The following is a 14,031-nucleotide window of genomic DNA, read 5'->3' on the forward strand; positions in this document are numbered from 1 at the left end:
GGCTAGAGGTCGGCTCGGGTTGCGTAGCGCCTGCGCAGGTCGTCGGCCACCCGTTGCGATGCGGGACGCCTGCCGCCGGTCGGGGCCGGCTCCTCCACGTCGGGAACCACGGGGGGATCCGGGCGGACGTCGAGTGCGTCGTCGGCGTCCGCGGGCGGGTCCTCGATCCGTGGCGGCGGAGGGATCGGAGCCAGTGGCGGGTCAACGGCCGTTCGATCGATCAGGGCGTGCCGTGCTTGCACCGCGGATGTCCGCAGCGTGGCAAGCAGCTCCGTGCAGGCCGCCGTGACTGCCTCGAGGGTTGGCCGGCTCGCTGGATCGTGGGCCAGCATCGACGAGATCATCGGAACCAAGGGATCGGGCAGGCCATGCAGATCCGCCCCCTGCCGAGGATCGGAGACCTGGCCGGCGATCGCCTCCCACCGCGAACCGTCGTAGGGATGGTGTCCGGTGCCCGCATACAGCAGCACAGCGCCCAGCCCGTAGACATCGGCCGCGGGAGTGAGCTGGATCTGCCCGCCAGCCTGCTCAGGTGGCATGTAGCGAATGGTTCCGATGATCATCCCACTGTGCGAGAGGGTGTCCGTGGCCGCGTCGAGGAAGGCCCCGAGCCCGAAGTCGATCAGAACGGGACCGTACTCGCCCATGATCACGTTTTGGGGCTTGATGTCGCGGTGCAGCAACCCTGTGGCGTGTACAACCGCCAGCCCCTCCGCCAGCAACGCGCCCAGGCTGGCCACCAGCGCAGCGGGCAGCGGGCCGTGGGCCTCCACGTGCGAGGCCAGCGTGGTGCCCGGCACGTACTCCATCGCGAGCCAGGGACGGTCGGCGTAGGGGTCGGCGTCCAGGAACCGCGCCACGCGATTGGTGCCCACGACGGTGCGGGCGATGAGCGCTTCCTTCTCGAAGCGGGCGCGGGTGACAGGATCGAGGCGGTCGGCGCGGATCAGCTTGACCGCCACCGGATCGCCGGCGGGGGAGTAGGCGAGGAAGACCTCGCCCATGCCACCGGAGCCGAGCTCGCGATCGACGGTGTACTTGCCGATCAGTGTGGGCACGTCGATCATTACTACCTCCGTCGGCTCCTCGGGCCCGCACGTTACGGGCGGCGCACCGTGCCGCTGAAATGCTGTCGCCCAGCGGTCAGGAGTCCAGATCGGGCGGCGGGCAGGGTCGGCTGGAGAACCGGTCGGATACGCCCGCCGGCCCGGCCGGCCGCCAGAGCTCGGCGGGTCCTGGTCCTGCCATCCAGCGATGATCCCAGGCCAACGCGCCCGCGTACCAATCGTCGAGGATCTCGAACATGTCCGCGTGCACCGCGGCCAGCGAGGTGAAAATTTGCTCCGGGGAAGTGGTCATGCTCAACGTGGCGGTGAGGTGACCTGGGGCCGGGTCCGAAGACTCCAGGGACCAGCCTCCTAAAGGGTCGTCCGTAGGCTCCTCGTCGTCCTCGTCGGATTCCATAGGCTGGTCACCGAAGCACGCCAGGAGATCCACGCGCTGATGCTCAGGGGCGTAGCGGAGACGGAACGGGCTGTAGATCTCGCCGTCGTCAGCCAGCCAATGGATCTTGGCCTCTGCGGTGCCGATCGGGTCCATGGACAGGTCGACGAAGCCGTGGGTCTCGACCCCGTAGGCGTTGAGGCCGAGCCAGCCGCTCCTCCAGGTGTGGCTGAGGTGCGAATCGGTCATCGTGGCTCCTGATGGTCGCGGCGCATCACTGGTCGGCGAGCAAATCCCCGAAGCCCATCCGATCTCGATCAGAACGGCTGATCAGCGTCGAAGGCTCGGGTGGAGTGACGTTAGAGCCACGTGACCAGTACTCGCTCGGTAGGGTCGCGGTCACGCTCAGTCGGGTGAACCAGCTATGGGCAATTGCGTTGGTGGGGATGCGCACTGTGATCGATGGTCCGGCGTGGGCGCAGCAGGGGCTCGACCAGCGAGAGGGCCGCTCCCCACTGGCTGTCGAGGCGCCGGTGCTGTCGATGGTGGCCACGCTCGTACCCGGCCTCTCGACGCTGACCCAATTCGCTCGCTACTACTCGCTGTACTGGGCGATTGCTGACCTGGCCGAACGTGAACAGCTCGACACGGTGGGCTGACGCCGGCTGGTGCGCTGGGCGGAGCTGCTGCTCGCGCTGGTCACCTACGAGGAAGACGGCCGTGCCGTCGTGGCCCATGGGTCTGACGCGATGGTTCGGGGTCTCGGTGACGAGAAGGCGTTCTGGCAGCTTGCCGAGGAGGGCAAGGGCTCGTACTCACCGTGAGCGTGGGGGTTCTGGTCGCAGTACGGCGGACCCTCCGACGCGCTCGGTACTGCCACGACCGACAACGGGGGCGCCCAGCAGCCGCAAACCTGCCACGAGAGTCAGCCGAGCCACACTTCGGCATCGGCTCGACGCCACTGTCCGGATCGCTCTCTCTCTGGGGAGCCGTATGAGAAGCTGCATCTTCCTGCCGCAACTGAGCAATGACGGCCTTCGGCAAGCGCCTACCCCTGCATGCTCGCCGCTGCGCCGGTCCGCTTTCGTCGAGGCACACCAATGGCTGCAGCTCGGTGTCCGCATCCTCCACGAGGAGCCAGCCGCCGGGCCGCAGCGCCGCCACCATCGTTGCCAGTGCTCGGGCGCGGTCGGGCACATGGACGAGGACGAGCCGGGCGTGCACCAGGTCGAACCTCCCCGGCGGCGGATCGGCGACGATGTCGTGCCGGCGTACCTCGTAGGTCCCATGCGGGTCCAGCCACGCTGGGTTGATGTCCGTCGCCAGTACATACCCGGTCGGTCCGACGGCTGCGGCGAGCGCCTCGGGGATGGTGCGACCTCCGGCCCCGACCTCCCAGCAGCGCCACCCCGGCCCCACCCCCAGACGGTCAAAGTGCCCGCGGGTCACGCCGTCGAACAGTTCCGCCAGCGCGACGAACCGCTCACCCGCCTCGGCCTGAGCGTTGTCGAGGAGGTAGCGGTGATCAGGGGCAGACCCCAACACACTCGGCCCCGAGGCCCCGCCCGGCGAATTGGCAGCCTCTGCGGGCGGACTCGCGGTGGTGGCCGGGCCGGGTTCGGGGTCGACGTTGCGAGCCCTCGGCGAGAAGTTCACGGCCACATCTTCCTCGCTGCCGTGCCGCAGGTACCGTGACGCTCACGGCCCTCTCGATGGTCCACCAAAAGCTCGACGCTGCGACAAGATCTTGACTCCGGGCCGGCCGAATTTTGTCAACTCAAATACTGCTGGTCGCTGGTATTTCAGTATTGGCCAGCGACGACCTCGCATCGCACGATGGTCATGTCATCGTCGGCAATGTGGCCGGATTCTCTCGCCACTGCTATCGCGGAGGTGAGGTCGACGTCGGTGCCACACGATAGGAGAGTCCAGACTGGATCCCCTGACTCGTACCTACGCATGGCCCACCGTGCAAGTTCGTCTGTCATCAGCAACCATGTGTCGCCGAGCTGTGCAGAGCCCTCGATGTACGAGACGGGTGGGTGGCCGTCGGAAGCGCTGGACAAGAGGGATGGGTTCTGTGGGAACGATGCGCTGTGTGCAATAGGAAACGCCGTCACTATCGGCGGTTGACCCGTGAGTACTGGTCTAAGATGAACCAGAACACAGTCACCGATCGCGGTCGCCCGCCAGCTCAACCGTTGTTCGTGACGAAGGATCGCTAAGCCTGCGAAAGCAGCATGTGCGCCACGTTCTGCGGCCTCATTGCTCCACCAATCGGAGTCGTCCGGGGCGGATTCGCGGAACTTGACAGTCGCGTTCGTGATCCAGGTCTGTGAAGGCATCGTTCCGAGTGGTTGTTCTTGCGTAAATGCTTCGCAGAGAAATTGTGACCATTCAGCTGCGCGGAAGGAAGAGGATGCCCCGTCTGCGACGGCAAGGTAGCCGGAGTCGAGGTCGATCGCGTGCGCGTCCTCGTTCTCGCCGCCGGTCGAGCTTGCTTTGGGCACGGTGACTGACGACGCACTAAGTGTCGGCGATCCCAGTGTTTCGTCCGCAGCTGTCCTCGGAGTGAAAATCGGAAGCGGGCGGCGGCGCGGGGTCACCGGTTCGCGTATCAAGAACGGAGCGGCTGCCGCCGTGGCAGCAATGATCAGGAGTGGCCAGTAGTGTTGCAGCGTCGAGCTGATAGTAAGCAAGATGGCGAAGAGCCCCACGAGTAGGATGCCGATCGCTGCCGGGAGTGTCCAAGATTTTCCTGTTCGGGTTTCGCTCATCGGGCGATCCGTCCGATGCTGGTTCCCACGTTGAGGAATAACGTGAGCGCCTTTATGTCGGCGTTGAAGGCGAATCCGCGTGCGCCTGGGCGGATAGCAATGCCCTGTGATCTTGCTATGTCGATCATGGAATCTGGCAGGGGGCTGGACATGTCGAAGAGTTTGGCCGCGTGTTGGCTGGATAGACCGTTCATGTCGGATGGGAAGAGGTGCGCTGTCCCCGGATCGGTGGATAGGTTCAGGTTGAACAACAGTACGTGGCCGTCGGAGGTTGAGAGGCTTCGCAATCGGCCTGCCCAGACGGCTGGGTCGCCGTCGGTTGCTTCGCCATCGCTGAGGTTGACGACGACCGGAGGGAAGGCGTCTGGATGTTGGGCGACCCATGAAGCGGCGAGTTGGCCGGCGCGGTTGAGGGCGGCGCACATTGGGGTTCCGCCGCGTCCGACCGGCTCGATCCAGACGGGGGAGTTGATGGTGCTTCCGGTCGGTCCGTGTCGGCTCTCTACGCGAAGTGTGCTTGTTGCGAGGTCCGTTGTGGAGATGACCCCGTCTGCGTTGGCCACGGTGAGTGCGGGTTCGATGATTGATCTGCCGTCGGGGGTCGTTGAGTAGCCGAGGACGCTGACGTAGAAGTACGCGCGTGGTGGTTCGCGGGGTGTCTTGGCGCAGCGGAGGATGAGTTCGTACAGCAGCGTGTTGATATGATTTGCGACGGCTTGGGCTTTCGATGCCTGAGCTCCTGCGATGAGTTCGGCCATCGAGTCCGACTGGTCAACGAGCACGATGATCAGTGCTGGGCTGAGGCGGTCTATACGGCGGCTATAGGTCATTGCTCATCGCCTGTGTCTCCCGAGCCCTGATGTCGCCGAGCGCGCATGCTCGCACTGTTCGTGGTTGTCCCGGACCGATGTACGCGATCTCGTTGCCCCGGACGGTCCGTCTGCGTCAGGTGTCAACGTGGTCGTAGCCACAGTGTTCGGCCCGTCAGGGATGGCCGGAGTCGGGGCTGTCGGTGCCGATCTGTGCCCACTTCTGAGCGGTGGCCTCACGCCTGTAGGTGGTTGGTTTGGGTTGTCCGGCGTATCGCCCGGCGCGGCGGTCGGTGTCGCTGGGATCCGGGGGATCGTCGTGGTCGGCGAGGGCGGCGGCGTCGGTGGCACGCTGCTGGGCGGTATCACCGACGCGGCTTCGACGGCCGGCGTTGACGGAGTGGTGGAGGATTCCCCCGCGATGAGGATCGCGATGGAGGTCACGGTCATGCTGGCGATACCGGCCAGCAATCCTCTGGCGACGCGCCTCGACTGTGCGGTCATCGGGATTCCCGTTGCTCGAAGCGGATGAACGACCCGCCGACTCGCAGTACGTCTCCATTGCGGAGAGGGATCGGACCCGGCGTTGCGCTCGCAACGCCGTTTACCTCGACGGATGAGTAGCTGCTGAGGGAGTAGCTCCCGCCTTCACCGGACAGGACGGCATGTGTCGGGGCAATACACCCGTCGGCTGCCAGCCGCAGGGTGGCGGTGTTCGCCGTCCCAATCGTTGCTTCACGGCGATCCAAGATGATCTCGCGGCCGCGTAGGTTGCCCTCGATGACCGTCAGCCAGGAGCGTCTGCGGACGCGATCGACGATGCCGATCGATGTCCCGATCGCGGCGCAGGCCAGAAGGATCGCGATCAGAGTCGGAGGATTCAGCACGTTCAGATCGAGGGTCCACTCTCGATGATCGCCTGTGCTGACAAATGTGGGCCCGGACGTCCAATGAACCGCGCCACCGGCCAGGCCACCGATGACTCCGCCGAGTAGCCCGCTGACGACGGCTCGCGCGGATTTGCGCAAGATGCCGGTGGCAACTCCGATCGATACCGCGCAAAGGGTCCATGCCGCTACCAGGGCAAGTGGGGCACGGCCGCCGTCGATGCTGTTGTAGGCCACGAGCTCGAACGCGCCGAGCCCAGTGAGCGAGAGCACGGCGCCGAGCCCAGCCCCGGCGAGCCCGAGTTTGGCGGCATTCCGCAGGGCGCCCATCGTCGCGCGGGGGAGTGCGGCCAATGCGGCAGTAAGGATGCTTCCGGCCAGCGCGACCAGAAGCGGTGCCCGAGCAACTTGCGGGATCGACGTGCCGACGGCGAGGTAGATCGCGATGACCAGCGCCGCGCATGCTAGCCCGGACGTGAGTCCGGTGATCACCGAGTTGCGGCCGAACCAACCCCCACGGCGCGGACGGACGGCCGGCTCGACCGACGGGAGAGCGGATTGAGGCTCATCGACCCACCACTTCTCGACATTGAGGGAGGACGGGATGAGTGTTTCGGCGGATGCCCGGGCGGGGCGCGGTGCGAAGGTAGCTGCTTGGCTACCTGGGTCCCGGACTGGACCGAACACCTCAGCGACGGTTGGCGGTGTCGAGGACCGGCAGCACCGAGACAGCAGCCCGGTCAGGCGCACGACTTCGGGGTCGGTGTTGGAGTGGAGCTGCGACCAGACGGGTGTCTCGTCGGGCCGCTCGTAGTCCTCTCGTGTCAGGATGAGGTTCTCGGCGGAGTTGAAGCGCCACAGATCAGGATCGGTCGTCAGGGCGCGCAGACTGAGGTGGATGACCAACCCGCTGAAGGCGTCCATGTCAGGGCCCCAGTCGTTGGCTGCACGGCGCGGGTGCTGGAAGTCTGGGTGTCCGAGCTCGGCTGGCGGCTTGGCGAGCGAGGGTACGTAGAATCCGTCGAGGTCGACCAGGTGTAGCTCGCCATCGTGGTCGACCAGGACGTTCCCGCATTGCAGGTCGCCGTGGGCGAGGCCCGCGGCAGACAGCTCCGTGAGTCCTTTTGTCCAGGAATCGGCCAGGTGTCTCAATTCTTGAGGGTGGTCCAGCAGATCTTCGACGACGGTGTTGAGCGGCAGCCCCGGTACCCAGGGCATGATGACCGCTGGCCATCTCTCGCCTCCCACGCTGATGCCGGAGTCCAGCCAGCGTGCGGGCGCGACAATGTCGCAGCCGGTCGAGGCGAGCACGGGTGCCAGGGCGCGGTACCGCGCGGCGGCATCGTTCGGTGATCGAGTGAAGCAGCGCAAGGCAAGTCCGCCACCGGCGTGACTCAGCTCGAATACGACAGCGTTCTGGCCGCTGGATGATGACGGCATCCCGAGCATGTCGCGGACGATGCGCGCACTCCGCAGGCCCGGCCCTGAAACTGGTTCTGCTGTGGCCTGTACTGCCTGCACGTAGTCAGTCGCTGTTGGCCACGCCTGTGTGAGGCTGTGATTGCCGGCCTGGTCCACGTCGTAGAACCACTTGGACCACCGTCGCCCGATCGCGATCGGAGCCCAGTCCTGCCCGGCAGAAGATCCCCGGGCCATGATGGGCTCCAGCCCGCGATCCGCGCTGCCGGGCCCGGCTGGCTGGATGTGCTGCCCGGTAGGGAGGCGTCGCATCTGCGGGAGCTGCGTTGGTGCCGCGGCCGCTGGCGTTGGCGGATGTTGAGCCTCCTGCGAGTCGAGTACCTCTTTGGCGCGAGTGGGTCCCCCCGACTGCATGCGCGCGGGAGCCTGCACGCGCGGGATATCCGCGACGATCGAGGTGAGAGCCCTCTCGGCGGCCGCGGCCAGTTCTCCGGCAGTTCCGTATCGCGATGCCGGATCCTTCGCCATGCTCGTGCTGATGACAACATCCATCGCCGATGGTATGTCGGACCGGGCCGCACTGGGCTTGGGTGGATCCTCGTTCAGGTGCTTGTAAAGCAGCGCTGGGTACTCGTCAGCAAGGAAAGGCTTTAGTCCACTCAATGTCTCATAGAGGAGGCAGCCCAACGCGTAGATGTCCGTTCGGTGGTCTATCGCACCGGTACTGAACGTCTCCGGGGCCATGTAGTCGGGGGTCCCCACCGCGGCACCGGCCATGGTGAGCCTGGAGCGCGCGCGTGCGGAACTCTCGCGAGCGATGCCGAAATCGGCGAGGTACACAGCGTCGACTGTTCCCGGTGCAGTATGTGCCACGAGCACATTTGCCGGCTTGACATCACGGTGTATGAGCCCTGCCAGATGTGCGGCATCGAGAGCGGACGCGACCTGCTGGACCATTCCCACGGCACGTCGCGGGCTGAGGAAGCCCTTCCTTGACAGGAGCTTCCCTAGATCCTCGCCGTCGACCAGCCGCATATCAATATAGAGCCGGTTGTCGATCTCTCCGTAGCCATGAATAGGGATGATATGCTGCTCGCGCAGGCCGGCCGCGATCCTCGCCTCTCGTTCGAACCTGGCTCGGTAGTCCGGGTCCAACGACAGCGATTCGAGCAACATCTTGATGGCAACCGTGCGCTGATGCCTGCTGTCATAGGCAAGGTATACCTCACCCATTCCGCCCCGGCCCAGCAGCTTGTCCAGGCGATAGGGTCCGAACTGAGAGTCCGACATCGAGCCTCCATGATCATCGAACCTCAGCCAGTCATGCATGGGTGTGAGGCACGAGCGCGATGCCACCGCAGGGTGACGTCGTCCCTTCTGATGTGACTTTGCGATGTGATCAACTGAACTTGATCTAAAAGAAACGTGTCCCGCATTACTGTCGCTGAGGGGTCGGGGATGTTACATGTTGCGCTGGCCGGGTGGGTGCGGAGCAGTGCGTCCGAACTTGCGATCGGGCGCACTGCCGCGGGTGGCAGGCATCTACTTGATCGTGATGGTTACGCTTTGTGAGTTATTGCTTTCGTTGGATTCGGCGATGAAGTTGTCGACGTCGACGGTGAAGGTGACCTTGTGGCTCCCGGCTCCGCTGAACGTGTAGTTGAACTGGCTGTTGCCGTTCATGACCGTGGTGTTCGCGGGCACTCCGGAGTGGCTCCCGTAGGCGCCAACCTCCTTGCCGTCGACGTACCACTTGATGTTGAACACGCCCGTGTCGGCGCTTCCATGGTTGGTGATGCCCGAATCGAAGTCGATGCGACTGCCGATCGCGAGTGCTCCGGTGTAGGTCACGGCGGTGGGCGCGAGATCTGGCTTGGGACTCACTTGCAGTATCGGGGCGATGTCGACGGTTGCGCTCGTCGCGTTGTTGCTCTCGTTGGATTCGGCGACGAAGTTGTCGACGTCGAGGGTGAAGGTCACTGTGTGTGTGCCGGGCTCGGTGAACGCCCAGGTGAACTGGCTGTTGCCGTCCAGGACGGTCGTGTTGGCGCCGACTCCATTGTGATCGCCGTAGGCGCCAACCTCGCGGCCGTCGACGTACCACTTGATGTTGAAGTGTGGGGTTGTCGCATTCCCCAGGTTCGTGACGCCGGAGTCGAAGTAGATCTTGGTCCCGACGGTGAGGTCGGCACGGTTGAACACGATGGCGGTGGGCGTGAGATCGGCTTTCGGCTGGGTCGGAGTCTCGGTGGGCGTCCTGACGACGGGCGTGGTCACGGGGCCGGTGATCGTGCCGGTGCCAGGGTCGGGCGGTATCTGCCCAGGGTCGGTGCTGGGTGCGACGGTGGCCGACGGCGGGCCGGTGGGTTCGGTGGAGGATGGATCAGCGGGTCGGTCCTGGCTGCCGTTGCTCCCGGCGGGTCGTCGGAACACGCCGTTGGTGGCGGGGTCGACGAGGACGAACTCGGTGATGGGTGTCGTCGTTGGCTCGATCGTGGTCACTGCGGCGGGGGTGAAGCCGGTCCAGGTCGCGCCGGTGTACTGCGGTTGTTGCAGTTGTTGCGGTGGGGTCAGCGGGTTGCCGCAGGCGCACCGGGCGCGGGGGACGCCGTACCGGTCAACGAGTACCGCACTACCGGCCTGCAGTACCGCAGGAATGACGGTGGCGCGGCCCTGCGTGTAACCGTGGTTGGTGACGGCGGTGTCAGATCGCAGGATGACGGGCGTGAGCCCGGCGATGTAGGCGGGTACGGCGTCCGGGGGGATGCCCTGGACACTGGCCCAGGCGGCTTCCTTGTCGGGGTGCTGCTGGAGGAAGGTTGTCATCCCGGCGGGGTCGCATGCAGCATTGTTGAGGGTGCCGCCGTAGAGCCCGGAGGTACCGCCGGGGAAGGTGCCTCCTGATCCTGCTGGTGGCGTGACACCTGGCCTGTCCTTGCCCTGTGGCGGCATGAACGGGTTGTCGCCAGGCGCTCCGCCAGGTTCGGTGCGCACCGTCGGCTGTGCCGGGGAGCCTTGAAGGCTGAGGGCGAGGGCAGCGCCACCGAGCAGCGTCACGACGGTGGCCAGTACTGCCACAGCAACTAGCCCGCGGCGGCGCCGCTGACGTGCGGCACCGGTCGATATCGAGGCCGGGCGGGGCGCGACGGGCTGAACTGCGGCGAACGCTCCGGGCAGTGCGGACGGAATAATCGTCTCAGCTGCCGGCCTGGGCACCGTAACTGCGTCCGGACTGCCTTCGAGTGCAGCCCGCGCCGATACCGCGAGGGCGCCGGCGCTCGCGTAGCGGTCGTCGGGATGCTTAGCCATGGCTCGGGAGATGACGTCGTCGAGGCCTGCAGGTATCCCTGGTACGTGCTCGGACGGAAGGGGCGCTGGAGTGTTGAGGTGGGCGTTGATCATTGCCGGCAGGCCTTCGCCGGTGAATGGCTTGCTTGCCGTCAATGCCTCGTAGAGCAGGCAGCCCAGCGAGTAGACGTCGACTCTGTGGTCGCCGTGCCCGCCGGTGAACCGTTCCGGGGCCATGTAATCCAGCGAGCCCACCGTCGCACCGGTCGCGGTGAGCGACGTCGATCCGCTGCTGACCGCTCGTGCGATCCCGAAGTCCGCGACGTAGACGAACTCGCCGTCCCCGTCGCTGCCCGTCGCGGGCGTGACCAGTACGTTGCCCGGCTTGATATCGCGGTGCACCAACCCCTCGGCGTGCGCGACATCAAGGGCAGCGGCGATCTGGGAGACGACGTTCACGGCCCGGTGTGGATCAAGCCGGCCGATGTCGTCCAGCATTGCGGCGAGGTTTGGGCCCTCAACTAACCGCATGTCGATGAACAGCCTGCCGTCGATCTCCCCGAAGTCGTGGATCGGGATGATGTGCGGTTCGCGGAGTCGGGCGACCAGCGCGGACTCGGCGCGGAATCGTGCCGCGAATTCCTCGTCGGCGGCCAGCCTCAGGGGTAGCCGCTTGATCGCCACCGCGCGTCCACGGACGGTGTCGAAGGCGCGATGGACCTCGCCCATGCCGCCACGACCGAGTAGACCATCGAGGCGGTACTGGCCGAACATCTCCTCGGTCACCGACGGTCTCCCGTTCCGGGAACAGCAGGACGCGAGCCTGCTGTTCGCGTGGATATGCCGAGCCTGATGGACCCGTCGTTGCAGGGCGGGGTCGTGTTACTGCCGGTGCTTGTCCGACAGCAGGATGTTGATGACTTGACTACCCCGCACTGCCGCGGCATCACGTCGGGCGGCGTTGCACTCGAGGTCGTGGTGGGGACGCTGCACGACCTCTAGTCTTCGATGTCAGCTCGATCGGCCGCGGGCAGAATCGAGACGACGAAGGAGCAGGCACGTCGCGACGATCAGGACGAGCGTGAGTCCGCTCAGGAAGAGAACGTCCGCCACCCACGTCGCGGCGTTGTGATGCCAGAGCAGGTCATCGGTGGTCCCGGGGGCATGCTCGATGTCAAGGGTGGCAGCCCCGCTGGCGTAGCCCCACCGAGCGGGTACGAGCCAGGACAGCTGTTCCAGCACGGCACGACCCTTCACCGGGAAGAGCCCGCCGCACAAGATGAGCTGGGCCATGACCAGCAGCACAAGTAGCGGCATGCCACGGTCGGCATTGTCGATCGCTGCAGAGATCAACAGCCCGACGACCATGGCCGCCCAGGTCACGCCGAGGACGGCCAGCATGATCTCGGTGGTTCCGGACGCAATGACGACGGGCCGGTCCGGACCGGGGACCCCGAGCAGACTCAGCAGGGTGAACAGCACCGCCTGGACGCCCGTGAGCATGGCGAGAACGGCGATCTTCGACCCCAGATAAGCGCCCAAAGACAGACCAGTGGCGTGCTCGCGCAGGTAGATGGCGCGTTCCTTGACCAGCTCCCGTACCGCGGCGGCGGAACCCATCAACGCTCCACCGATGATGAGAATCAGAAGTAGTTGCAGCGGTCTGGTGCTGCCGCCGGCGACGGACAGGCCGTCGCTTCCGGGTACCGCGCGGGCAAGGAGGCTCAGAATCACGGGCAGTACAGCGAGGGATATCAGGTACGGGCGGTCGGCGGCGATCACAGCCAAGTAGCGCCGGCACAGGATGGAGAACTGCACCAACGGGGGCTGCTGACGGGTCGCGCGACCCGGTGATGCGGCGTTGGCGGAGCCCCGGTGGATCGCCAGGGTTGCCTCGACGTTGCGGTAGTAGTCGGGGGACTGCTGGAAGCGGGCAGCCCAATCGGTGTCAGTCTCCCGCTCGAGCATGAGGAATACCTCGGCGAAGTCGGGTTGCCCGAAATAGTTGAGTGCTTGGCCAGGCGGCCCGATGTAGGCGACGCGACCACCCGGCGCGAGGATCAGCAGTCGGTCGCACAGATCGAGGTTTGCGACACTGTGGGTGACGACGACCACGGTCCGTCCATCGTCTGCCAGGTCCCGCAGGTTCTGCATGACGGACTTGTCCAGCCCGGGATCTAATCCGGATGTGGGTTCGTCAAGGAACAGCAACGACGGCTTGGTGAGCAACTCCAGCGCGACGCTGGTGCGCTTCCGTTGGCCGCCGGAGAGCTTGCTGATCCTCAGCTGTGCGCGTTCGGTGAGGCCGAGCTCGGCCAGCACCTCGTCGATGCGTTGTTCCCGGTCATGATCGGACACCTCGGTCGGGAACCGCAGCCGTGCCGCGAACGACAACGCCCGGCGGACAGTGAGCTGTGGATGCAGGATGTCGTCCTGTGGGACCAGCCCGATGCGTTGGCGGAGTTCGTCGAAGTTGCTGTACAGGTCGCGTCCGTCGTACCGAACTCGGCCCGTGTCGGCCGGACGGAATCCGGTGAGCGCCCGCAGTAGCGTGGACTTCCCAGCACCGCTGGGTCCAATCACGGCGAGCAGGCAGCGTCCGGGCAGGGAGAAACTAACCCCTTCCAGCAGTGTCCTGCCCTCTTTGGTCGTAACGGTCAGGCCTTCCGCCTCGAACGCGATGTCGCCAGAGTCGAGGTACTCGACGAGACTGCCGCCAGCCAGTTGCAGCAGGCTGTGACCGATACCGATGAGGTCCCGCTCGGTGACGGTCGTTTCGGTGATCCGACGACCGTTGACGAAGGTGCCGTTCGGGCTCCCCAGGTCGGTCAACCGCCAGTCCTGCCCGTCATGCTGCAGTTCGGCGTGCCGGCGCGAGACCAGCAGGTCATCGACCACGACATCGTTGTCAGGCAGCCGACCCACCCGGATGCGCGCCCCGATGATCCGATGCACGGTCGATGGCCCGCGACCGTGGAGATGAACCTGCGGCGCCGGTCCATGCGGCCTCACCGTGGGAGTGATCGCGAGCTCCACGCCGCCGCGGCGCCCAAGTTCGACGGTTGTTGGACCGGTGATGGCCACGCGCCCAACTCTGCGCCCTCCGACGAACGTGCCGTTGCGGCTGTGATCGACTAGTACCCATCCCAGCGAAGACGACTCGAGTACTGCGTGTAGCCGTGAGACGTGTCCGTCATCGATCCGAACCCGGACTGCTGCATCTCGACCGATCGACACCGACTCACCCGGCGTGAGCATCCAGCTTGTCGAGCCCACCCGCAGCTCCACAGAACCAGGACCCGAACCTTCGGAAGGACCAGCGCTCAATGCCAACGCCTCGCTGCCCTGGTTGGTACGTCGACAATCGTGTCCAATCTCCGCAGGCGGCGATAGTGCCACGAATCGGCT

General features: G+C 65.6%; 10 protein-coding genes and 1 pseudogene. 3 read left to right on the top strand and 8 right to left on the bottom strand.

The window, feature by feature from the left end; translation table 11 throughout:
• Positions 1-2 precede the first annotated feature (2 nt).
• Positions 3-1,067: a serine/threonine-protein kinase gene (locus ACFPFQ_RS36875; RefSeq protein WP_379627394.1), complete on the bottom strand. Its 1,065-nt coding sequence runs from the start codon at positions 1,065-1,067 to the stop codon at positions 3-5.
• 76 nt (positions 1,068-1,143) lie between these two features.
• Positions 1,144-1,692, bottom strand: a complete 549-nt coding sequence (locus ACFPFQ_RS36880; RefSeq protein ID WP_379627396.1) for a hypothetical protein — start codon at positions 1,690-1,692, stop codon at positions 1,144-1,146.
• A gap of 164 nt (positions 1,693-1,856) precedes the next feature.
• On the opposite strand from ACFPFQ_RS36880, the gene ACFPFQ_RS36885 reads away from it, so the two are divergent.
• Positions 1,857-2,102 (top strand): hypothetical protein, encoded by a 246-nt coding sequence (locus ACFPFQ_RS36885; RefSeq protein WP_379627398.1) that lies wholly within the window; start codon positions 1,857-1,859, stop codon positions 2,100-2,102.
• A gap of 9 nt (positions 2,103-2,111) precedes the next feature.
• Complete coding sequence (locus tag ACFPFQ_RS36890) at positions 2,112-2,267, top strand: hypothetical protein (RefSeq protein ID WP_379627540.1); 156 nt, start codon at positions 2,112-2,114, stop codon at positions 2,265-2,267.
• Positions 2,268-2,562: 295 nt separating this feature from the next.
• On the opposite strand, the pseudogene ACFPFQ_RS36895 reads toward ACFPFQ_RS36890, so the two are convergent.
• The 3 genes and pseudogenes from ACFPFQ_RS36895 to ACFPFQ_RS36905 all read right to left on the bottom strand — a co-directional run.
• Positions 2,563-3,105, bottom strand: a pseudogene (locus ACFPFQ_RS36895) (class I SAM-dependent methyltransferase); the annotation flags it as partial.
• A 140-nt stretch (positions 3,106-3,245) separates the two neighbouring features.
• Entirely contained in the window at positions 3,246-4,220 is a 975-nt protein-coding gene (locus ACFPFQ_RS36900) for a hypothetical protein (RefSeq protein ID WP_379627400.1), read from the bottom strand.
• Positions 4,217-5,050 carry a vWA domain-containing protein gene (locus ACFPFQ_RS36905; protein ID WP_379627402.1) on the bottom strand — a complete coding sequence of 278 codons (834 nt, stop codon included), beginning with the start codon at positions 5,048-5,050 and terminating at the stop codon, positions 4,217-4,219. Before ACFPFQ_RS36905 ends, ACFPFQ_RS36900 begins: the two co-directional genes overlap by 4 nt.
• A gap of 241 nt (positions 5,051-5,291) precedes the next feature.
• On the opposite strand from ACFPFQ_RS36905, the gene ACFPFQ_RS36910 reads away from it, so the two are divergent.
• Positions 5,292-5,561, top strand: a complete 270-nt coding sequence (locus ACFPFQ_RS36910) for a hypothetical protein (protein WP_379627403.1) — start codon at positions 5,292-5,294, stop codon at positions 5,559-5,561.
• Here ACFPFQ_RS36910 and ACFPFQ_RS36915 read toward each other — a convergent pair.
• The 3 genes from ACFPFQ_RS36915 to ACFPFQ_RS36925 all read right to left on the bottom strand — a co-directional run bounded on the left by ACFPFQ_RS36915 (position 5,530) and on the right by ACFPFQ_RS36925 (position 13,911).
• Entirely contained in the window at positions 5,530-8,625 is a 3,096-nt protein-coding gene (locus ACFPFQ_RS36915) for a protein kinase domain-containing protein (RefSeq protein WP_379627405.1), read from the bottom strand. The two genes, ACFPFQ_RS36910 and ACFPFQ_RS36915, sit on opposite strands and share 32 nt — an antisense overlap.
• Before the next feature lie 252 nt (positions 8,626-8,877).
• Positions 8,878-11,409, bottom strand: coding sequence for a DUF6777 domain-containing protein (locus tag ACFPFQ_RS36920; RefSeq protein WP_379627407.1), 2,532 nt, complete (start codon positions 11,407-11,409; stop codon positions 8,878-8,880).
• Positions 11,410-11,634: 225 nt separating this feature from the next.
• Positions 11,635-13,911 carry an FHA domain-containing protein gene (locus tag ACFPFQ_RS36925; protein ID WP_379627409.1) on the bottom strand — a complete coding sequence of 759 codons (2,277 nt, stop codon included), beginning with the start codon at positions 13,909-13,911 and terminating at the stop codon, positions 11,635-11,637.
• Between the last annotated feature and the right edge of the window lie 120 nt (positions 13,912-14,031).

The organism is Pseudonocardia sp. GCM10023141, from assembly GCF_042653605.1.